A 22,125-nucleotide genomic window follows, 5' to 3' on the forward strand; every position below is an offset into this window, starting at 1 on the left:
CCCAGCCACTGAATTCTTGCAGATATCATTAAAGAACGATACAAACACGGAATCAAGGAGACCTCCGTTGAGTGACAATAAGTATCAGCAACCAATCACCATCGCCACTGCAATCAACAATATTTACAGCCGCAAATATCTATTGCCAGGCATCCAGAGACATTTCACATGGGACACAGATCGCATCGAAAAACTGTTCGATAGTGTGATGCAGGACTACCCTATCAATACGTTGATGCTTTGGCACATCACAGATCTTAAAATCAAGCAGAACTATCGCTTTTACAACTTCATCTGCGACTATGTGGAAAGCCGCAGCGGCGGCACGATGAATGAAAAATGTAACCCTGCCGGTCAAGATGATTTTGATGCCGTCATTGACGGTCAGCAACGTCTGACCAGTCTTTATATTGGATTAAAAGGCAGCTACACCGTTCATAAGAAGAACAAGTCATGGCATAAGAGCATCAACTTCACAAAACGAAGGCTATATCTCAACCTCATGAAAGAAGCCACGCCCAACGAAGATGATCTTGCTTATGACTTCAAGTTCCGAGCTCCATCTGAAAATGACGAGTCTATTAAGGAAGGCAATTTCTGGTTCCCGGTCAGTCGCATCTTAAGCATGGCTGCCCCCGGTGAAAATGATGACACGCACGACTATGCGGTCAAACATGCCCTTCCGAAGCACGCCAATAAGGTGCTTTTCCGCCTCTATACCGCAATCTGCAATGACCTATCTATTCAGTGTTACCAGCAAAACGATCAAGACCAGGATAAAGTGCTCGACATCTTTACTCGCACCAACAGCGGCGGAGTGCCACTGAGTAAGTCCGACCTGATCATGGCTATCGTCACCTCAAGCTGGCCGGAGATCCGCGAAAGGTCCGAGGCATTGACCAAAAACGTATGGAATGACACAGGCTTTGCCATCAGCAAGGACTTCATTCTGAAGTCCTTCCTCGTCATTTACAATCCTAACGACATCAGATTCAAGATGAACAACTTTGGGGAGTCCCAAGTCGAGAAGTTGCGGAAAAACTGGGACGAGCTCACCAAAGTTATCACCAACACATTCCTGTTTCTGAAAAACCAAGGCTTCTCCGATGACTTGTTTCGCGCCAAGAACGCTGCAATCCCACTGATGTACTTTTTCCAGAAAACCGAGCTGCACCGTTCGGCATCCAAGACCACATTCCCAGCAGAAATCGCGACAGACATCATCCACTGGCTCACGATCTCCTTCCTGAAAAACATCTTCAGCGGACAGACTGATACACTTCTCAAGCATCTGCACGATGTGATCGAGCAGTATGGCACCGCCCAGCACTTCCCATTTCGTGAAATCATCATGGAGTTCAAAGGCACCAACAAAAACTACACCGTAGACGATGATTTCCTCGATCAGATCTTGGACTACCGTTACCAGCAGCCGGGCACAGAGTATGTGTTACGCCTGTTGCAGGGGGCCACCAATCCCGGGCTCAGTTACGAGCAAGACCATCTGCATCCAAAGTCTGTGTTCCACAACGAGAAGTTGCTTGAAGAGACCTTCACTAATGAAGAGGACCTCCGATTCGCGAAGGACGAAGCAAATTGGAACAGCATCGCCAATCTCCAACTCCTCGAAAAGCTTAGTAACATCGACAAGTCCAACAAGTCACTCGCCGAATGGGCATCCGAGCCTTATGCATCTAGATACTTCTACGTGGGAGAAAAGACCAGTCTTGAACTCAAGGATTTCCGGGAATTCATCAAAGCCCGCAGGGAAACGATCAAAAGACTGATTCGAGAAGCCGTCGCGTAGCTTCACCAGCCAACTGGCATGTCGCCGCGAGACACAAGCATACTCCGCGATAACCATCGAGAACAACCACTTGGATTTAGCTATACTTGTTTGGATGGCCCGACGAGGAAGTATTCTACAAGATTGGAGACCTGCGATGCCTCTGCCAAATCGTCGTCCGTCTCGGCATCAGGACTGAACTCGAGCACGGCCTAGCCGAACTGCACTATCCCTGTACATGGTTCCGCGCCTTCTTTCCAATCGCTAATTCATTGTCTGGCACTGAAATCATATACGGCGCGGGCCATGTACTCTCTCAGAAAGCCCGAATTACAAGATGCGTAAATTCGGGCGCCAGCGAATCGTATGAACAACATGATCGAACGGCTCAATTGGGAAATCAGACGACGTACCCACGTGTTCGACAGCTTTGCCTGACAAAAAACAGCACCCTCATACCCGTATGCACGCGCATACGCTACGTCACCGCCAACAATTAGAGCACCATACGCTTACCTGAACATGTCCCGACTCGATGACAACCTTAAGGAACCGGACTGAACACCGCACCAAAAACGGGCTAAAGCAAATTTGCACAACAAATCGGGCACAACCCAACCTCTCGGGCACTACCAACGAGCATTAAACATATTGGCAATCATATGAGTCTAACAATTTGCTGATTGTTTAATTACCGACCATTGTTTTGACACATGCCAACGTGTACGCATTATTTAAAACCTTCACTAATCACTTGTGGTAGCTACCTGATGTCGCCAAACAACAAGGGAAATCTCAGAAAGCTTCATACGCCGACTCACTAAGCTCTATACTGTCTTCGATGGAACCGAATGATATTGCTAGCATCTATCGACCAATCCCGTTTCAAATTCTCAACTCAAGATCAATGCAGACTCAAACAATAGGCACCTCGACCTTGGCCTTTCACTTTGTAGATATAGTTTCCTTAGGATACTTCCACCCATGAAAGTCTTCTACCAAATCGACATATTTATCAGGGGCACCAAGTGTCTTGAAGAGTATACCCCTGCAAATACTTTCCACTGAATTCACAAGCGAGGGGAATTTAGGGCCAAAATCAATATATTCACCATGACTTATCTTATTACGTATCCGCGCTAACGCTGCAAACACATCTATAGACTGCAAAGCTTGATTATCAAACAGCGGATTCTGTGCGAAGACAGTCGTATCTAAATCTTGATCCGAGTATCCATACTTGGCAAACAGCGATTTGAGCTTTACTTGAAGACTTAAAAACTCTTCGCGTTGCTTGACCAAGCCCAGTAACTTTTTTCTATCTCTTTTGTTAAGCAGTTTGTCGTTATTTTTGTCCTGGTCAAACAGGCTCTTTAACTTTCTTGCTAGTTTTCCTTCTGATTTTTGTTCATCAGCACCTTCGTCCACTACATCATATAAAGATTCTAGGCTTTGAATCAGTAGCAAATACCTGAAATTTGCCAACTCAGCTTCCGAAAGCACGAACGATGCGTAATTTCGAATGATCGGCGTATCTGAATTCTGCTGCCACTTTGCCAACATCTTAGAAACTACAAGGCCGTCAATATACACCTGATCTGCGGGTCTCTCAACTTTGGTAGCCAGTGACCGGCAATTTCTGATTGATTCTCCTATGACTTGAAAGATTCCTAACCTTTCATTGTTTGTTTCGAGAACGACACACGCAAAATCAATTAACAGTAATTGATTTGCAATAAATGAACATATCGTTTGAAGAGGCTTCACACAATAAGGCATAAATTGCTCAACTGTATTGCCATTCTCAGATAAGCTCCTATCTTCACTTTGAAACATAATGCTGTCAACATCATCAGTATCAAAAATATCTACTGCCCGATCCCCCACAATGAATCTGACATCGTTTAAAGCTATGCAGAATGATTCCACTTCAACGGATTTAGAGTTAATCGACGAATCAAATTCGCAGGTTAACCCTAAACTGATAAAACCATTCTGAGCACTTATGTATATTTTATTAAAACCCAAATGCAACACAGCATTAGATAACAGCACTAATTTATTGGAAGGGAAAATGCGTCCCACCAGCAAGGGGATGATGGTGGAGCTATACAAGGTTCTCCCGTCTTCAGTTTTTTTAACCCATGTAAATTGCTCCCAATTAGGAAATACACCCTCCGATGTGACAATATTTACCTCACCTCGTACTTCCGCTCTATCTCCGATCTGTAACCTTCCCGAGAAAGAGCGATCCTCAAGCGTCCCTTCATTTGTCATAACCGGTAAATGCCATTGAATTTCGTAATCACCGTTGTCCAACTTTATTCCGCTAATTTCCATTTACTATGGCCTCAACTCATTGCATACAATTTCAGTATCAATATTACGAATGTCTTCTAACTTATGCATTGAACAATTAATTCGAGCCCCAACCGCAAAAACACGCATGCCATTTGCATGGAAACCTACATAGTCACTTATTTCAGGTATCTCTCTAAGTTGCTAAAAGGCGTCAAATCGACTCGTATTCTATACACAAAACTCCAACATGTAATGGGCTTTCATAACACACGCATGCATCACAATGCTAGTTTACTTCCTAGAAGGCTGCGAACAGTACCGACATCACGCCATTTCCCATTATTAGCAACAGTTAACACTTAAAATGAGGTTTGTAAATCGGTTGATTTACAAACCTCATAGCTCAAAAGAAATAATCTTCTGTGCTCTAAAATGGTGAGCGCTGTACATGCGTTTGAGTATCACACCAACCACAGCATGTCAGACCATCTAATGAGCATTGATATAAAATACTGCGCACAAAGCCAAAACATACTGACGATTGCAAGGATTACTGTCCATCTGTATCAACAACTCTCACACGTTCCATCTCGCCATCAACCCCATCTTTAGGCAGTGGCAAATCATTGAAACGGCTACGAGTCTCACCAGTGACCCGAGGATTCTCATGCTGAGAGCGATCAGACACAGCGCCCACCACTCCAGCCTTCGCCGCACCCTGCGAGCGCCCGCCAGCCACTGCATCAGTCGCAAGCTTGATCTCAAGCTCTTTGACGATATCGGCATGCATCTTCTCGTCGATCTTGACCTTGGCCAGGAATACGACCAGGCTCAAAATGATGAGAATCAACGGGATGTAGAATGCGAAGGTCTTGAAGGTTGCGATATTCGAAGCGGTCATATCGCTTGCGGTTGCATGACCGGTCATACCTGCGGCAATGGCAACGGCACCGACGACACCATTTGACATTGCTCCGCCGATCTTGTCGAGCATCGGGCGCACGGACAGCGTCACTGCCTCATTGCGCTTTCCGTTCTTCAATTGTCCATATTCAATCGAATCCGTCAACGACAGGATTGCCGTCATCTGGATGAACTGGCCAGGAATGTAGAAGAAAATCAACGCTGCGATGACTACAGGCAAGCTGTTGGAGAACAGCGCAAGCATCACATAAGCCACAATCATGGAGACCATGCCACCTGCGAAGAGATAACGCCTTGGGATCCAACGGTTCAGAATCGGGAAGAGTGGCGCCATGACGAAACCTGCGACCAACGGAATCACACCGGTAATGGCGAATGAGGCCGGAGCATCGAGCACGAACACGAAGAGGTAATACATCACACCCGTGGTGATGACGTTTGCGATCGCATAGAGCAGGTAGGAAAGAGCCACCCAGAGCAGCTGATCATTCTGGAACAATGCCTTGAATGCCTGCAGTGGATTACCGTTCTTTTGAGCCTTGGCACGCAGAGCATTCGTGCTTTCCTTGGTACCGAATGCAACGGTCCAAGCCGTGATCAAACCAAACAGGGCAACGATGAATCCGAAGGCTGTCCACCCAGACTGTCCCTGACCATTTGCACCAGTCACCGCCCAGGTGAAGTAACTCACCACAGGAATGACAATGACCGTAATGCCGTTGTAGCCGATCGATCCGGAGAACGTTCCAAGCGCGGTGTAGGTAGAGCGCTCATGAGAGTCAGACGACAATGCCGGAATCATGCCCCAATAGGAAATATCACGCAACGAATAGAACACATCCAACACAATGAAAGTGATGATGAAGAGCACTATAAACAGCGCGGTATTCACGTTTACTAAACCGAACATACCGGAGAACACGATCAGGATCAGGAATGAAGACACCAATCCGCCAATGAACTGCCATGGACGGAAGCGTCCCCACTTGGTATTGGTGTTATCGATGAGATTGCCCAAAAGCGGATCTATGAAGATCTCTGCGATACGAATAACGACCACCAATCCAGTGATAAGCGCAATCAAACGTGCCGCCAAATCCTTGTCATAACTTACGAAAAGGCAGCTGGTCACATAGGTGACGAAGTAGGTGCTCATTGCGTTGTAGAAAGCTGACTGGCCGAGATTGCCGCAAGCATATGCAATACGCTGGCCGAGTTTCCTCTCATGTGCAGATGCCTTTGTCTGCGTTATTCCGATGCTCATGCTTTCTCCTTAAGAGTTCGGAGCCAAGATCATCCGTTGATCTCGATTGATGAATATACGCCGTTTATCTAGAAAAGTAAAATTTGTTAACGGATTTGTGTTGTATTTCTATCTATAATGTCGTATTTTGTGAATTTTCAAACCCAGAACAATGCCTGAAATTCAGCCAGTAACATTCAAATACAAAGTATTTTCAACGCATTTCCAACACTAATAACGACTTGTGTTTTAGAAAATTTCTTTTATTATTCAAGTAAAGAAGGTTTTACGTCCTTCCTCATTCACAACGAAGTAATGACAGAAAGTAGCAATCATGGCGAATAGCAACCGATTTGAACAAGCGAGCAAAGACTGGCTCACTGACCCAACGGTATTTGCAGTCAATCGCACCCCCGCGCATTCAAACCATACGTATTATGCGACGGATCCAAGCCATCACAATGCACGTATCATGCCAAACCAAAGCCTCGATGGGGAGTGGAAAGTCGAGATGCTTCAGGCATCCGAACTTGATTTCGACAACGAAGTCGCACTAGCCGAGGACTTCAACGACTCAGGATTCGACCGGATTCAGGTCCCCGGCCACCTACAAATGGCTGGCTTTTTGAACAACAAGTATGTCAACGTGCAATACCCGTGGGATGGTCACGAAAACCCTGAAGAGCCGAATATCCCGGAGAACAATCACGTTGCGCTCTATCGAAAAGCCTTCACGCTTTCTAAGCATTTGGAGGACATCAAACAGACAGACGGCACCGTTTCCATCGTCTTCCACGGCATGGCGACTGCAATCTATGTGTGGCTCAATGGATCATTCGTCGGCTATGGCGAGGACGGGTTCACGCCCAACGAATTCGACATCACCGAGTTACTGCATGATGGCGAGAATACCTTAGTCGTTGCCTGCTTTGAATATTCCAGCGCGTCTTGGCTTGAGGACCAGGATTTCTGGCGGCTTCACGGGCTGTTCCGCACCGTTGAACTCGTCGCGCGGCCACATGTCCATGTCGAGTCCATGCAAATCGAAGCTGATTGGGACGCCGCAACCAGCACGGCATCGCTTGAGGCCATTGCACACGTCACCAACTCCTCAGCAGCCGCCAACATCACCGCCACACTCAAGGACTCCGACAACAATGTGGTGTGGGACGCATCAATTCAATCCAGCGAAGAAGTCGCAATCTCGACCGGAAGCTTGCCCGGCATCACCCCCTGGAGCGCAGAGCAACCGAACCTCTACACCATGGAGCTGCAGGTCATCGATCATGCCGGCAATATCAGCGAAACCATCGTCCAGAAGGTCGGCTTCCGTCGTTTCCGCATCGAAGACGGCATTATGACCATCAACGGCAAACGCATCATGTTCAAAGGTGTCGACCGTCATGAATTCGACGCCAAACGCGGTCGTGCAATCACCGAACAGGATATGGTCGATGACATCATATTCTGCAAGCGCCACAATATCAACGCCATCCGCACTTCGCATTATCCGAATCAGGAACACTGGTACGACCTCTGCGATGAATACGGCATCTATCTGATCGACGAAACCAATCTCGAAACCCATGGCAGCTGGACTATCCCGGGTGACATCACTACCGAAGACACCGCTGTGCCAGGCAGCAAGCCTGAATGGGAGGGGGCATGCGTCGACCGTGTCAACAGCATGATGCGTCGGGATTACAACCACCCGAGCGTGCTCATCTGGTCACTCGGCAACGAGTCGTATGCCGGTGAAGTATTCCGCGCAATGTACCGGCATGTGCACGAGATCGATCCGAACCGGCCTGTGCATTATGAAGGCATCGTCCATAACCGCGCATTCGAAGATGTGACCGATATCGAAACCCGCATGTATGCGCATGCAGATGAAATCGAAGAGTATTTGCAGAAGGACGGGCGCAAGCCGTATCTTTCCTGCGAATATATGCATGCCATGGGCAACTCGGTTGGCAATATGGATGAATACACCGCACTCGAGCAATATCCGAAGTATCAGGGCGGATTCATCTGGGATTTCATTGATCAAGCCATCGAGAAGACTTTGCCGGATGGCACCACTCGCTTGTGCTATGGCGGCGACTTCGGGGATCGCCCGACGGATTACGAATTCTCCGGAGACGGCCTGCTGTTTGCCGACCGCACTCCGTCACCAAAAGCGCAGGCAGTCAAGCAACTCTACGCCAATGTACACATCGGCGTGACCGAATCATCCGTGACCATCACCAATGACAACCTGTTTACCTCTACGAACGATTACGTTTTCGAGTTAAGCGTTCTTGCAGATGGCAACCCTGTATGGCAGGAAACCAGACGCTTTGATGTGCCGGCGGATTCCAGCAAATCCTTCAATATCGACTGGCCGGTGGAGCTGTTCCGCGCCGACAGCACCGAGTTGGTGCTTGAGGTATCGCAGCGACTCGCCCATGCCACCGATTGGGCTCCGAGTGGGTTTGAGCTGAGCTTCGGACAGGCTGTTGTCGCTGGTGAAGCGCGTTTGACGAGCCCCGAAGTCGCGCCTACAGTCACGACCGCGAATGGCTGCATTACGCTCGGACGCTGGAATGCAGGAGTCCAAGGAGCAGGTCGAGAAATATTGCTTTCCAAGGCACAGGGCGGGTTGGTTTCCTACACCCTAGCAGGTCATGAATTTGTTGTGCGCAGGCCATCGCTCACAACCTTCAGGGCTTTGACCGATAACGACCGTGGCGCAGGGCACGGCTTCGAACGTGCCATGTGGATGGGAGCCGGCAAATATGCTCGCTGCGTTGCAGGCGATGTCAAGCAAATCGATGAAAATACGCTCCGCGTTGCATACACTTATGAACTCGCAATACCGCAGCGCACCAAGGTGGAAATAACCTACACCGCATATGCAAACGGGCTCTTGAACTTGCATATCGAGTATCCGGGAGAACAGGGCGATCTACCGACGATTCCTGTATTCGGCATCGAATGGGCCTTGCCGGTTCAATATTCGAATTTGCGGTTCTATGGAGTCGGCCCGAAGGAGACCTACCAAGATCGCAAGCATGCCAAGCTTGGCGTGTGGAATACCAATGCATTCGAAGACCATGCACCGTATCTCATGCCTCAGGAGACCGGCAACCATGAAGATGTTCGCTGGGCAGAGATTACCGATGATTTCGGGCATGGAATGCGCGTCAGCCGGGCCGATGGCGGCGCGCCATTCGCGATGAGTCTGCAGCCTTGGTCCAGTCTTATGCTTGAGGAAGCCCTGCATCAGGATGAGCTGCCGGAACCGAAGTATATGTTCCTTCGTGTGCTCGCTGCGCAGATGGGCGTGGGTGGAGATGATTCATGGATGTCACCGGTGCATCCTCAGTATCACATTCCTGCCGATAAGCCGCTCGATCTCAATATTGATCTCGAGTTGTTCTGATGTGAATACGCGCTGAAGCGTAGTAATGCCTTCTTCCCGATGTGACGCGATATATAGGTCATATATCGCATATAAAGGGAAGAAGGCATTATTTTATGGTGGGCAAATTTGTGAGCCGATAAAGGTCGGCTAGACAAGTTTTGCAGGTATCGCGTTGCGACGAATGCAATCATGCCTTTCCGTCACGAATCCTTGCGATTGCTCTCGCGCGCACGGGCGCGTGGTGACCGACTTCTGTTCACAGACGAGTGTTGACCGACATCCGTCCACTAAGTGCTGACCGACATCCGTCCACCAGTGTGTGCTAATCGTACTCAGTTCACTAGTGATTGTTGACCGATCTACTTTTGCTTCGGACGGCATCCAACCTCCATACACCGGTCAACGCTATCCACCATCCCTCTCACCCGCTGATAGTGATATATGTCTGCTCATTGATCGACAACACAGGCCTTTGCTTATCGATTCACAGAATACCGATACCTTCATTTATCGGCTGGAATAAAACTATCCCTCACTACCAACTCGGTTGAAATGCGCAGATGATGATTGATGGTGCGTCTGGTAGAAATAGCCTCCGCCAACGTGACCATCGCCGCTCTCACCAATTCATCCTTGTTGATGTCATATGAAGACAAAGCCGGCGACGTATATTTTGCAATCTCTTGATTATTGATGCTCACCACGCGCATATCACGAGGAACCAGAACTCCGGATGCCGCGCAAGCTTGCAGCACACCGACGGCAAGCGAGTCAGCAGCAACAATCAGTCCATCGGGGAGATTGCCTGCGTGCGCGGAAATGAGCTCCTCCCCCAGCGCGCGCCCATTCTCGACAGTGAATGGACCCTCTTCGAATATCAGGCCTTCTGTTTCAAGCCCATAGCGCGTGGCCCAATTGCGAAATGCGAAAGCGCGCGTGTCCTCAGGGTATTCACACTTACCCATGATGCTTCCAGATCCACCAATGAAGCCGATCCGACGATTGCCAGACGAAACGAGGGTATCCATAGCATCCATAATCATCTGCTCAAGATCCGGCTGCACTGAATCAAACAAATTCGGCGCAGGATTAATGTCGATAAACACACCATACGGGAGCACTTCATGCAATCGGCGAAGCGCGTCAGGCGTCAATGGTTGCGGACCGATGGCGATGAATCCCGAATATTTGTCCGCGTCCGCTATGCGAGCATCAGCATCATAGTATTCGCTCAAATTCATGCGTTCCGCATTGGCCCGTTGATAAAGCGAGGTTCTCAATTCATTGAAATATGCGTCTTGCAACCCTTTGTCTGAAAACGTGTCGTTCAGCAGAGCAATATTCTGCGGAATGACAACACGTTGGAGATGCGACATTGTGCCATATCCCATCTCAAGGCTGGCATCCAAAATCTTCTTTCGTGTGGTCTCTTTCACGGTAAAGGTGGGGTCATCATTGAGCACCCTGGAAACCGTCGCCTGGGAGAAACCCGCCTTCTTCGCGATCTCCCTAATCGTAGCCATGTGGATCTGCCTCCTCGAGGATCCGACAACTAAACATGTTTACTTGTTAGTTTAGCACGGAATGGCACACAACACTTGTGCACGGATGTAATTATGGCACTCTGCTAAAGAAGAAAGAGCATTAAGCATTGTGCACTGAACTACAGATGACGCCCAACACTGCTAAAAAAATAATAACCTCGAGATTGTATTCGATTATCTTGAACCCAGGAAGTTGCGAGGACAAGGTTCCTAAGTAACTTCCTAGGTTCAATAGTTTATTTCCTAGGTTCCTAAGTAAATTTCCTAGGTACATAGGTTAATTCCATGGTTTATATATGAAACACCACAGGCACACTATCATGCAGGCAAACGCCTGAAACCAGATATGGCACATCTCTACGCAATCACAACAGCAAAGACTTGTCTAGTTTGATGAGAATCAAGATGCATCATTCAGAAAACAGTCACTATCTTTTATCACTGTCCATATGAGATGGTCGCCTTCAACGTCGGAGAGAATTTCTCCACGATTGCATCGCCGGCAGCTCGTTGACTTTCTGGATAACGAAACTCCACCACCCGCAAGACATCTGGCGAGTAAAGTTCATGGCGGTAAACAATCATTCCATCCTCAATCCAGCTTGCCACAAAACCATCATTTGTTTTGGAGGAATAGGCTAACTTGGGATCGTTGAAATTAAACACGGAGTCAATATCATCATTATTGATGTTGTAAGAGCCCCATACCGCGATGCTCATGCCAATAGCATCATTCGTGAACTGACGTCCGTCACTATTCCCCGCCTCAGGAAGCCACGTGGAACCGGCGGGCACGTCAATCGAATAGGCAAATCGGACATTGACATAATGCCCATCTTCTGTGCTGCCCGTGGTTCCTTGTGTGTTCTCTACATCCGGAGTATTGCTTTCAGAGGGAGTGCTCGTAGGAGTAGAAGTGGGACTACTTGTGGGCGATTGTGTACTCGGGGAGCTAGTTGGGGACCTTGAATTATCGATTGCACCGTCAGTAGAAGAATCTCCAGGACTCGGTTGACTTGCGGAGACGCTATTTTGCCTATGCGAAGTCAATACGGCAGCCGCAACTACTCCACCGCCTATCAATGCAACGCTAAGAATGACAATCAGTGAAAATACCAGCATCCTCTGGATCGCGGTTAGCCTGCGGAACAATGTCCCAATGCCATGTCGGGAATGCTTGTGTGCAGCCATAACCTCCTCACCGTCAGTCGTTGGCTGGAATGACGGAGATGCTATTCCATTCCGTTCTTCCAACCGTTGAGGATCTTGCTGCCCCTGGAATACACTTTGCCCTTGGGAAAGCGGTATAGGCTGAGTGCTTTCGTCAGCATAAGAGCCGACAGGTTTCCCACATTGCGTACAGTATTGGGCATTGGTCGTTAATTGATTGCCGCAATATTGGCAGAAGTTATTAGCCATGTTTTCAAGCCCCCTCTCTCTAATAACAAAAGTCTATATTCTTCAATGCACCTTACAAAATGAAGGAAAGTCCCTATCCCGTCCTGCCCAATAGTTGAATAGGCTCACCCTCAAAGTTCATGCTCGGTGGTGAGCCTATTTGTGAATATCAACCGATTCGTCTGCTACTTAGGACGCTTCTTCAAAAGACTGGTTCCCAACCCCAGAGCGGTCAGGGAAACCATAACCATCACAATACCGTCGACAGCAGCGCCAGTGGTTGCGAGTTCGACTTTCTTTGCAGCCTTGGATGCCGCCTGTACAGAAACCGGAGCCTCTGCCTTGTCAACACTGGCGGTGTTTTCGGAAGCAGGGCCGTCATTGCCGCCATCCGCGGTCTTCTCTGGTTGATTTGCCGCATCAATCTCGATCTTCAGACGAATAAGCGCATCGTACACAGCTTTGCTATGAGTAGCCGCAGCAGAGGCTGTAGCAAGAGCGGCTTCAGCATCAGCAAACTTGGCATTGGCATCTTGCAATGCCGCCAACTTCGCTTGCAACTTCTCAGCAGCGGATGTGTCAGCATTCTGTGCAGCGTCCAAAGCAGCCAAGGCCCTTGCATATGCATCCTGTGCCGCAGCCAGCTTGCTGACTGCATCATCAAGCTTGGCTTTAAGCACTGGATCGGCCACAGGAATGGCAGCCAGCTCATCTTGAGCCGACTTCAACTCTTTTTGAAGCCGGTCAAGAGTTGCATTGGCTTCCTTGCTGGCATCCTGTGCAAGTACCAGCTTTGCCGCAGCATCAACTTGTGCTTGCTGCGCAGCTTGGAGCTTCTGGGCAGCATCAGCAACTGCATCATCCGCAGACTTGACATTCTGCGCAGCGGTATCAGCATTTGCCTTCGCGTCATCAAGTTCTTGTTTAAGCTTCTCAATGGTCGTTTGATCGTTTGCTGCATCATATTTTTTCTGTGCCGCATCAAGCTTGGATTGAGCGTCATCCAATGCTTTTTGTGCTGCGTCCGCTTCGGCTTGCAATTGAGTCTGGTTGGCAACAGCATCGTCGTATACCTTTCGCGCTTGCGCTACCGTGGCGGGGTCAGGCGCCCCTTCGACCATAGCAACATAAGCGTTCACCAAATTTCTGAATTGCTCTTGCGTCAATGTGCCCGTAGCTGAAGTGCTGCCATCCCAAACGGCACCATCTTCGCCTATTCCAAATCCCATGGATTTCAGGGAAGGCATGATGAAATTGAGGTAATGTCCAGCTTTCTTATACACATCGGGGTAAGTTTGGAATATTTGAAAAGCATCCATCCCGTCCATACCAGGGTGTTCTTTCAGCATCTCCTCAAAAATGTGTTTCTCTTGGGTATACCACCCGATAAATGGCCAATCCTTGCCGTAAAGCTGTCCAGCAGCATACGCGGACTCCCACTCGTCTGGGTCAGCGGTACCATTATATGCATGAGTGATTAGCCCCGCCCAGTTTTCAGCATCGGCACCTATCTCAGAGTGACCGCCATGCTGACTGTTTAAAATGGCAATCGCCATGGCATAAAGATTGATGTCAAGCGTATTCAAGTTATTGGCAGTACGCAGACCGTTCACTGCGTCGATATAAGTCAGGCCGTTCTTTAGCCCAGCAATCGATGGTGCAGAATCTTCTCCATATTCTCCCTTGTTCAGCCATCCGGAAACTTCTGAGTCATACCATGGAACATTCAAGGAATTGTTGACAAGCACATCATAAGCTAGCTGCGCCTGTTGCTTCTGAGCATCATTCAACGTTGGATCATTGATAAGCGATTCGAAGAATCCGCCAATTCCTTTGTTCATGGCATCAACATCTACACCAGAACCAGCTTTGGCTTCATCCAGTGCGGCTTTAGCTTCATCTATGGACTTCTGCCCAGCCTGAACCGCTTGCTCCTTCGTTGCATAGTCAGCTTGTGCTGTTACTTGGGCAGTCTTCGCGTCCGCCAATTCTTGAGCTGCTTGTTCCTTGGCAGCATCTCCTTGAACTTTTGCTTCGTCGTACTTTTGCTGCGCTTCAGCGACCTTCTTATCAGCCTCAGCCTTGATATCTTCTTGGAGCTTCTTGTCTGCAGCAGCCTTGTTGGCTTGAGATTGCGCATCAGTCACTGCCTGATCAGCTGTGGCCTTATCACTCTCCACCTGTTTTTCCACGGCAGTTGCTTTGCCAGCTTCGGCTTGTTGATCATTGACATTGCCCTGGGCTTCGTTTGCCTTCGTCTGTGCTTGTGCAATTTGATCTGCAGTACCAGCCTTCTCAGTAGCTTCGTCATAGGCTTGCTGTGCAGCATCCTTGTCCGCTTGTGCGGCATCTTGACTGGTCTTGGCAGCATCAACCCCGGCTTGAGCATCTTGCAGGCCTTGGGCGGTGGACGCTTTGTCCTGCTGGGCTTGATTCACCTCTTTCTGGGCAGTATCTTTATTCTCTTGCGCTTGGTCTGCTGCATCCTGTGCCTCGGCTTGAGCTTTTGCATCGCTATCAGCTTGTGATTTCGCTTCGGCAATTCGTTCATCACTTGGTGCTACTTGAGCTACAGCTTGTAGATTCTGCATAGCTTGCTCTTTGGTGATGAGTTGCGTGGACGAATTCGACTGTGACTCTTGAGTCCCAGACTCATTTGCCATTGCAATATTTGGCGCCGTCAACGTTGCGAAAGCCGCAATACCGGCTGCCGTCATAGTCGCTGCTTTGCGAATATCAGGCTTTGATTGTTGATGCGAATGATGAGAAACTCTTCTAGATGTCATTATCCTGTCCTTCTCCTAAACAGAAATACTTGGCATATTGCCAACAAAGCCCTCCCAACAGGCTTCGCTTCCTAGCCTAGTTGCCTGACCTCAACTGCACCAATTCCTCGCGATTCCTGCTGGGAGTTGATCTGAGTATGAATTCGAGGTGAACACATTGTCACCCGTCATAGCCATGTCATATCGGCAATTCTCATGTTATTCTGCATATTATTCATTCGCCAGATTTCGAACTAATACATATAAGCAGTTATGGTTGATCATTCCAAAACAGTTTGTTACCACACACTTCGCAGTCAATAACAAGACCCAAGGAATATCGTTACGCTTACACCGATTGGCATACTCAATCAAAGGGTTCTGAACGACAAAAACTGGCAACGACGATCGTCATCGTTGCCAGCCTCCTATGATCTACGATTCTGCTCTGCCAAACCTAGAACGGCACTCCACAGCGGAATATCACATTCGCATACGAAGTAGTCTCACCCGTTCTGATTACGAACTTTGCATTCTTCACCCGATCCTTGAACCCCTCTGGCCCATCGTGAGGCACGTATGACAGCGGCACATCGAAGTATTCTTGCACCCAGTGTTCCGCTTGTTGCCCTTGCGCCTCTTGCGCCATCAAACCCGTTTCAAGCACGAGTTGAGGCTTCAGTGCCATGAGCACCTCTTCGAATCTCGGCACACCAAATACCACAGCCAGGTCGATCACTTCAATACCAGCCTGAACAGGCAATCCGCAATCAGAAATAACGAATTCATCCTTATGCCGCAGCTTCGCCAGTGCGGCCGACAGTTGAGCATTGAGAATTCCATTGATAAGCATATGAGCATATATCTTTCTATCAAAGGCGTGCGAACATCAATGAGATTCCGCACGCCCATTTCATCAGCACTGTTGATGCAGCGAGCGCACCGAGCTATTCACTGAAAATCAGCGACATTCTCCTTGGTTACGGTCTTCACATCCACCGACTGCGTCTTCTCAACAGATTCACCCTTGATGGCCTTCACTGCGGCTTGAACTGCCTGCTTGCCAAGCTCTTTCGGCTGCTGCGCGATCGTTCCTGTCATCGTTCCATCGGCAATGGCTTTCAGACCGTCTGCGGTTCCGTCGAATCCGAACACCTTGACATCCGTTCCTGCCTTGGAGCCTAATGCCTGCACTGCGCCTAATGCCATTTCATCGTTTTCTGCGTAGATGCCGACAACATTGGGATTGGCCTGCATCAAGTTGCTCGTCACATCAAGCGCTTCTGAACGATCGAAGTTTGCCGTCTGTTCAGCAGCAATCTTGATACCGGAATACTTCTTGATCTCATTCTTGAATCCGTCGCCACGGTCTCGAGTCGACGCTGCCCCTGGAATGCCTTGCAATATGATGACATCTCCCTTTTCGCCGAGCTCTTTCGCCAACTCATCTGCAGCCTGAGCGCCACCTGCAACGTTGTCAGAAGCGATATGCGAAGTCACGTCTTCACCGGTCACCGACCTATCCACGGAAATTACCGGGAGGCTTGCTGACAGCAATGGGGCAACAGCAGGCGAAGCAGCATCCGAATCAACTGGATTGATGATTACCGCTTTCACTCCCTGAGCCTGTGCGTTTTGCGCCTGATTCTGCTGGGTTGCTGAGTCATTCTGCGCATCAGAGACCAACAGCTCGACGCCGAGCTTATCTGCTTCCTCCTGCGCGCCATCTCGCAGATCCACAAAGAATGGATTGTTCAGAGTTGAAACCAACAAGGCTACCTTGTCGGAACCGCTCGCCGCGCTCGATGCGCCACAAGCACTGACGCCTGCCACAAGAGTGGAAGCGCATACGATGGCCATTGCGGCACGAAAAGCCTTCTTGGCATTGATCTTCAACATGATATTCAGCTTTCTTTCTTCTTTAAATTGCTATTTGTCTTAAGAGTTTGCGTATTGAATGTCTGCGTGACTGGCAGTGACCCAGTTACGGCACCGCATGCTGACGCAATATAAGCGATGCGTTCATTGAAATATCAGTGCCGAAATACTGAGTCCACTCTCATCAGCGCATTTGCTATCAGTGCGTATCAACCTTGCGACGCAAAGTATCGAAGCTCACCGCGAAGGCAATGACCAAACCAATGACCACCTTCTGCCAGAAGGAGGAAACATTCATGATATTGAGGCCATTGCGAATGACGGCGAGCAGGATTGCGCCGATGAATGTGCCGGAAATCTTGCCTTTACCGCCGGAGAGCGATGCACCGCCAATCACCACGGATGCAATGGCATCCATCTCATAGCCGTCAGCTGCCTGGGGCTGTGCCGAATGAAGGCGTCCTGCGATAACCAATCCGGCCACTGCCGCAAAAATACCCGAAAGCACAAAGACCATGATCTGCGTCTTGTGAACGGAAATACCCGAAAGCCTTGAAGCCTCCATATTGCCGCCAACGGCATACATGGAACGGCCGATCGTGGTGAAGTTGAGGATAATAGACGCCACAATGCCCATGATGACCATCATGATGATCGGCACGGGGATGCCGGCAAGCGTACCTCCGAAGAAGTTCACCATTCCGGAGGTGGAAATCGGGCGTCCGTCAGAAATCACCAAAGTGAGTCCTCGCGCCACCGACATCATGGCCAACGTTGCAATAAATGAAGGCAATCTCAGGAATGCATTCATCATACCGGAGCAAGCGCCGAATGCCGCACCCGCCAACAGGCCGACAATTATGGTCAACCATGCTGGCAATCCCATATTCGCGCCGGTGTATGCCACCAACATGCTGGAAACGGCCGCTGTTGCACCAACCGACAAATCAATACCAGCCGCAACGATCACAAAGGTCTGGCCAAATGCCAAAATGGCAACAGTCGCAGCTTGGATGCCAACATTCAGCAGATTGGGAGCACTGAGGAATGCAGGCGCCACAAACGACAATGCGATGCATAGAATGATCAGCCCGATAAGTGCTCCATTGCGTGAGGCAAACAGCTTGATCCTATCCGCAACCGTTGTTTCTCCTGTATCGTATCCAAGTTTTACAGATTGAGCAGTCATTGTATTCTCCTTTGAATTTCAGTTCCGTTCAGCGTTGTTGTCATCGTCCATATGGGACACCGCCAAGGCCATTACCGATTCCTGAGTGGCCTCATTGGCCGGCAGACAGCCGGTAATTCGACCTTCACTCATCACCAGCACCTTGTCTGACATACCGAGCACCTCCGGCAAATCAGAAGATGCCATAAGCACGGCACCGCCATTGGCAGTGATTTCATTGATAAGCTCGTATATTTCAACTCGCGCTCCAACGTCGACGCCTCGAGTCGGCTCGTCCAAGAGCAGTACGCGAACGTTGGCCATGGACCACTTGCCGAATACGATCTTCTGCTGGTTTCCTCCAGACAGCGATCCTGCTGTTTGGTTCACATTCGCCATGCGAATACGCAGTTTCTTCGCCGTATCAATCTCCCGCTTGCTCTGGCCATGAAGATCAGCGAAACCATATTTTGAAGTTGGAATCATGGTCGCCAGACCGAGATTCTCAGCAACAGACGCATCCAGCACAAGCCCTTGGGTTCGGCGGTCTTCAGGAACCAATCCCAATCCAGCTTCAATGGACTTGCCTATCGCATGCTTTGGCAACTGCTTCCCGCACACCGTAACCGTACCGGAATCATATGAGTCCGCACCGAAGATTGCACGGATTACTTCTGTGCGACCAGCTCCAACGAGCCCTGCCAAGCCGATCACTTCGCCTGCGCGAACCTGCAAGGAAATATTATTAAGCTCCCCTTCGCGGTTCAGGTCTTTGACATCAAGCAATACCTCGCCAGGCTCGCGATGCTCATGCGGGAATTGATTGGTAATATCTCGACCGACCATGAGTTTGACCAGTTCGTCTTCGCTGGCGGAAGCATCGACCGTGTCGATATATTGTCCGTCTCGCAAAACGGTCACCACATCACCAACGCGAGAAATCTCATCAAGGTGATGCGAAATGAACACCATGCCCACACCCTTGGCCTTCAACTCATCCATGATGGCGAACAGCTGATTGCATTCCTTGCGGGTGAGGGCTGCGGTCGGCTCGTCGAGGATAAGTATCGAAGCGTTCTGCATCAACGCCTTGGCTATTTCAACCATCTGCTGGCGAGCAACGCCCAATTCTCCCATAGGCGTGTGGACGTCTTCATTCAGGCCAATCAGCTTCAGGGCTTCTTTGGCCTTCTTTTCCATGGCCCTGTAATTCACAAAGCCACCCTGTGCGGGGAGCATGCCGAGAAACAGATTTTCCATAATGGAAAGCTGAGGCACCAGATTGAGTTCCTGATGAATAACCGCAATTCCGAACTTTCGCGCATCCTCTACCCCAAGGATGCGAACGGTTTTCCCATCAATCTCGATATGACCTTCATCAGGCTGATAGATACCGCTCATCATTTTGATGACCGTGGATTTACCGGCGCCATTCTCTCCGAGCAGCACATGAACCTTCCCAGGCTCTACTGTGACGGAAACATTATTCACTACTTTGGTATTGCCAAATATTTTGGAAACACCAACAAGAGACAGCTGCGTCATTCCATTCTCTTTTCCAACAGTTGCGGCAACGTTACCGCAAGCACGAATACTGTTCTTAAGGCCATTTCAATAAGGATGAATTGAAGAAAGTTACGAGCCGTAAACCTGGGATCTGCACTGACCCTTCAGCGAGCGGCACGCCACCATTGGCCGAAGCATCACCCGATTAGCTGCACCGTCCCCCTTTGCATGTACACCGTATCCACACGCTGGGATTCCGGCTTTTCACCACGTAACATATCAAGAAATATTTGCGCACCCAGCCCACCAAGCTTCTGTACTTGTTGAGATATCACCGACACCTGGGGTTTGATCAGGCGGAATAATTCAATATCGTCAAAAGACACAAACGACATACCTTGATTCAGAATGCCGTCAACACCATCCATAACCGAGATGGCCTGGACGGTATCGGGCGAATAGCCAAAGACCAAAGCAGTAACACCAACGGACAGCATCCTTTGAATCACCAGCTCACAGGATGATTGCCCGAATCCAGATGATTCGACAAAGATATTCTCTTCGCCGAATAGCTGCGTCGCACACTGTCTGAACGCCAGCTCGCGTTCTTGCAATGTTGGTGAACCCAATACCGGCCCGGAAATATAACCGACTTTGCGATGCCCAAGATCCTTCATGTCTCTCAAGGCGTCCCTCATTCCCGGAATCGGATCTGAAACCACCAAAGGCACCGTTTCAGCGTCAACTCCTTCAATGCTGCGGTCTACAAAAACCACAGGCAGTTGCCGTTTAAGGAGCCTCCGCAATGCATCTGACATCTGCCCTTGAGGAACGATGATCGCACCATCAATATGTTGGGACAACATATCCATAATGAAAGCATCCTGTTGCCTGACGTTTTCAGAGGAGGTTCCAATATATGTGCAATATCCGGCCTGCGATAGCTCATCCTGCACCGCATACGCAAGATCGGCGAAATATCCGTTGCGGATATCGGGAACCAGTAGGCCCACTGTTTTCGTGGAAAGCGAGCGCATCGCCCTGGCCCTGGAATCAGGGATGTAATGCAGTTCTTGCACCGCCTGTTCGACAAGCCGTTTGGTCTCGTTCGAAATTCGATCCTTGCCGTTGAGCGCACAAGAAACCGTAGACACGGAAATACCTGCACGCTTTGCAACGTCTTTTATGGTTACGTATGCCATGACACCTCCTTTCGTCAATGGAAATCCACGTGACAACACCTCAGGCTGCTTCCGTTACAAATTATCCCATCCAAGGTGATGAGTCGTTATCGTCTTCCCGAACATGCAATGCACGACAACCCTGCCGAGAAGTTTCGCTTTCGTAAGCTACACCGCCTACTGCATGGACTCCAAGTGGATCATGGGACTTCTGAGCGAAAGAATCATGCGGGAACGTTTTCCGTATTCCCTAATCTCCTTTACTTCATTGTGCGGAAACGTTACCGCAACTATACCATGGAAATCAGAATTTGCAAATCTTTGCATCCTGATTGTGCATCACAGGGCCCGAGTTGCTCTACATAATCTGACTGATCATTCGACAACATAATGCTGTGACGCACTACAACAAAAAGCCCGATGAACACCTCAAGTATGCGGCACCTCTATTCCAATGCAAACCAAGCTCTATGCAACCGTTGTATCCTGGACCCAGCCTTTGCCTAAGAACATCACGGAGGTGCCAGCGCATAATGCAAACGGATCTGGATATGAAAAATACAGCCGGTCACGCTGCAATAATCAGAGTTGTCGGCGCAGCCATCGTCCAAAACGGCCGTGTGTTGTGCGCACAGCGAGGCCCTGACAAGTCACTCGCCGGCTTATGGGAATTCCCCGGCGGCAAGATCGAAGCTCATGAAACCCCGAGACAGGCTTTACACCGTGAAATCGAAGAAGAACTGCGATGTGAAGTCGAAGTTGCAGAAGAGGTTTGCACGAGCACCTATCAATACGATTTCGGCACCGTGGAGCTCACAACATTCATCTGTCATCTCATCAACGGCACCCCGCATCTGACTGAACATCATGCAATCCGCTGGATGCCGCCAACCGAAATGCCCTCATTGAACTGGGCGCCGGCTGATGTCGAAGCGGCCGGCATCATATCCGCAAAAACACTTCCCTAAATCTTCCGAACATTCCCATTGATCCAACTCTTCGATCTCAATCCCCCACAACAGCAG

General features: G+C 49.3%; 13 protein-coding genes and 2 pseudogenes. 4 read left to right on the forward strand and 11 right to left on the reverse strand.

The window, feature by feature from the left end; all coding sequences use genetic code 11:
• Positions 1–67 precede the first annotated feature (67 nt).
• Together BITS_RS02570 and BITS_RS09445 are read left to right on the forward strand one after the other, a co-directional pair.
• On the forward strand, positions 68–1,807 hold the full coding sequence (locus tag BITS_RS02570) for a DUF262 domain-containing protein (RefSeq protein ID WP_026642267.1): 1,740 nt from the start codon (positions 68–70) through the stop codon (positions 1,805–1,807).
• A gap of 342 nt (positions 1,808–2,149) precedes the next feature.
• Positions 2,150–2,347 (forward strand): annotated as a pseudogene (locus tag BITS_RS09445) (IS256 family transposase); the annotation flags it as partial.
• Positions 2,348–2,731: 384 nt separating this feature from the next.
• On the opposite strand, the gene BITS_RS02575 reads toward BITS_RS09445, so the two are convergent.
• Positions 2,732–4,126, reverse strand: coding sequence for a hypothetical protein (locus BITS_RS02575; RefSeq protein ID WP_026642266.1), 1,395 nt, complete (start codon positions 4,124–4,126; stop codon positions 2,732–2,734).
• A 511-nt stretch (positions 4,127–4,637) separates the two neighbouring features.
• Positions 4,638–6,275, reverse strand: a complete 1,638-nt coding sequence (locus BITS_RS02580; RefSeq protein ID WP_081693542.1) for a glycoside-pentoside-hexuronide (GPH):cation symporter — start codon at positions 6,273–6,275, stop codon at positions 4,638–4,640.
• Positions 6,276–6,588: 313 nt separating this feature from the next.
• Between BITS_RS02580 and lacZ the strand changes: the two genes are divergently transcribed.
• Positions 6,589–9,678, forward strand: a complete 3,090-nt coding sequence (gene lacZ / locus BITS_RS02585; protein WP_026642265.1) for a beta-galactosidase, LacZ type — start codon at positions 6,589–6,591, stop codon at positions 9,676–9,678.
• Between the two features lie 485 nt (positions 9,679–10,163).
• Here lacZ and BITS_RS02590 read toward each other — a convergent pair whose 3' ends face one another.
• The 9 genes and pseudogenes from BITS_RS02590 to BITS_RS02625 all read right to left on the reverse strand — a co-directional run bounded on the left by BITS_RS02590 (position 10,164) and on the right by BITS_RS02625 (position 21,121).
• Positions 10,164–11,183, reverse strand: a complete 1,020-nt coding sequence (locus BITS_RS02590) for a LacI family DNA-binding transcriptional regulator (protein ID WP_026642264.1) — start codon at positions 11,181–11,183, stop codon at positions 10,164–10,166.
• 459 nt (positions 11,184–11,642) lie between these two features.
• Positions 11,643–12,395 carry a hypothetical protein gene (locus tag BITS_RS02595; protein ID WP_044259293.1) on the reverse strand — a complete coding sequence of 251 codons (753 nt, stop codon included), beginning with the start codon at positions 12,393–12,395 and terminating at the stop codon, positions 11,643–11,645.
• 153 nt (positions 12,396–12,548) lie between these two features.
• Positions 12,549–12,623, reverse strand: a pseudogene (locus tag BITS_RS09665) (zinc-ribbon domain-containing protein); the annotation flags it as partial.
• A gap of 164 nt (positions 12,624–12,787) precedes the next feature.
• Positions 12,788–15,388 (reverse strand): HlyD family secretion protein, encoded by a 2,601-nt coding sequence (locus BITS_RS08660; protein WP_152571236.1) that lies wholly within the window; start codon positions 15,386–15,388, stop codon positions 12,788–12,790.
• A gap of 436 nt (positions 15,389–15,824) precedes the next feature.
• Positions 15,825–16,220, reverse strand: a complete 396-nt coding sequence (rbsD, locus tag BITS_RS02605; protein ID WP_026642261.1) for a D-ribose pyranase — start codon at positions 16,218–16,220, stop codon at positions 15,825–15,827.
• A 98-nt stretch (positions 16,221–16,318) separates the two neighbouring features.
• Entirely contained in the window at positions 16,319–17,266 is a 948-nt protein-coding gene (locus BITS_RS02610; protein WP_026642260.1) for a D-ribose ABC transporter substrate-binding protein, read from the reverse strand.
• Positions 17,267–17,444: 178 nt separating this feature from the next.
• On the reverse strand, positions 17,445–18,434 hold the full coding sequence (locus tag BITS_RS02615) for an ABC transporter permease (protein WP_026642259.1): 990 nt from the start codon (positions 18,432–18,434) through the stop codon (positions 17,445–17,447).
• A gap of 18 nt (positions 18,435–18,452) precedes the next feature.
• Positions 18,453–19,958 (reverse strand): sugar ABC transporter ATP-binding protein, encoded by a 1,506-nt coding sequence (locus tag BITS_RS02620; RefSeq protein ID WP_026642258.1) that lies wholly within the window; start codon positions 19,956–19,958, stop codon positions 18,453–18,455.
• Positions 19,959–20,116: 158 nt separating this feature from the next.
• On the reverse strand, positions 20,117–21,121 hold the full coding sequence (locus tag BITS_RS02625; RefSeq protein WP_026642257.1) for a LacI family DNA-binding transcriptional regulator: 1,005 nt from the start codon (positions 21,119–21,121) through the stop codon (positions 20,117–20,119).
• Between the two features lie 512 nt (positions 21,122–21,633).
• Here BITS_RS02625 and BITS_RS02630 point away from each other — a divergent pair.
• Entirely contained in the window at positions 21,634–22,068 is a 435-nt protein-coding gene (locus tag BITS_RS02630; RefSeq protein ID WP_152571235.1) for a (deoxy)nucleoside triphosphate pyrophosphohydrolase, read from the forward strand.
• Positions 22,069–22,125 lie beyond the last annotated feature (57 nt).

This window comes from Bifidobacterium tsurumiense (assembly GCF_000741765.1).
GTDB classification, from domain to species: domain Bacteria; phylum Actinomycetota; class Actinomycetes; order Actinomycetales; family Bifidobacteriaceae; genus Bifidobacterium; species Bifidobacterium tsurumiense.

Coding starts and splice junctions, on each gene's coding strand:
- BITS_RS02615 (WP_026642259.1), bottom strand. CDS start 18,434: ATGACTGCTCAATCTGTAAAACTTGGATACGATACAGGAGAAACAACG.
- BITS_RS02620 (WP_026642258.1), bottom strand. CDS start 19,958: ATGACGCAGCTGTCTCTTGTTGGTGTTTCCAAAATATTTGGCAATACC.
- BITS_RS02610 (WP_026642260.1), bottom strand. CDS start 17,266: ATGTTGAAGATCAATGCCAAGAAGGCTTTTCGTGCCGCAATGGCCATC.
- BITS_RS02575 (WP_026642266.1), bottom strand. CDS start 4,126: ATGGAAATTAGCGGAATAAAGTTGGACAACGGTGATTACGAAATTCAA.
- rbsD (WP_026642261.1), bottom strand. CDS start 16,220: ATGCTTATCAATGGAATTCTCAATGCTCAACTGTCGGCCGCACTGGCG.
- BITS_RS02625 (WP_026642257.1), bottom strand. CDS start 21,121: ATGGCATACGTAACCATAAAAGACGTTGCAAAGCGTGCAGGTATTTCC.
- BITS_RS02590 (WP_026642264.1), bottom strand. CDS start 11,183: ATGGCTACGATTAGGGAGATCGCGAAGAAGGCGGGTTTCTCCCAGGCG.
- lacZ (WP_026642265.1), top strand. CDS start 6,589: ATGGCGAATAGCAACCGATTTGAACAAGCGAGCAAAGACTGGCTCACT.
- BITS_RS08660 (WP_152571236.1), bottom strand. CDS start 15,388: ATGACATCTAGAAGAGTTTCTCATCATTCGCATCAACAATCAAAGCCT.
- BITS_RS02595 (WP_044259293.1), bottom strand. CDS start 12,395: ATGGCTGCACACAAGCATTCCCGACATGGCATTGGGACATTGTTCCGC.
- BITS_RS02580 (WP_081693542.1), bottom strand. CDS start 6,275: ATGAGCATCGGAATAACGCAGACAAAGGCATCTGCACATGAGAGGAAA.
- BITS_RS02630 (WP_152571235.1), top strand. CDS start 21,634: ATGCAAACGGATCTGGATATGAAAAATACAGCCGGTCACGCTGCAATA.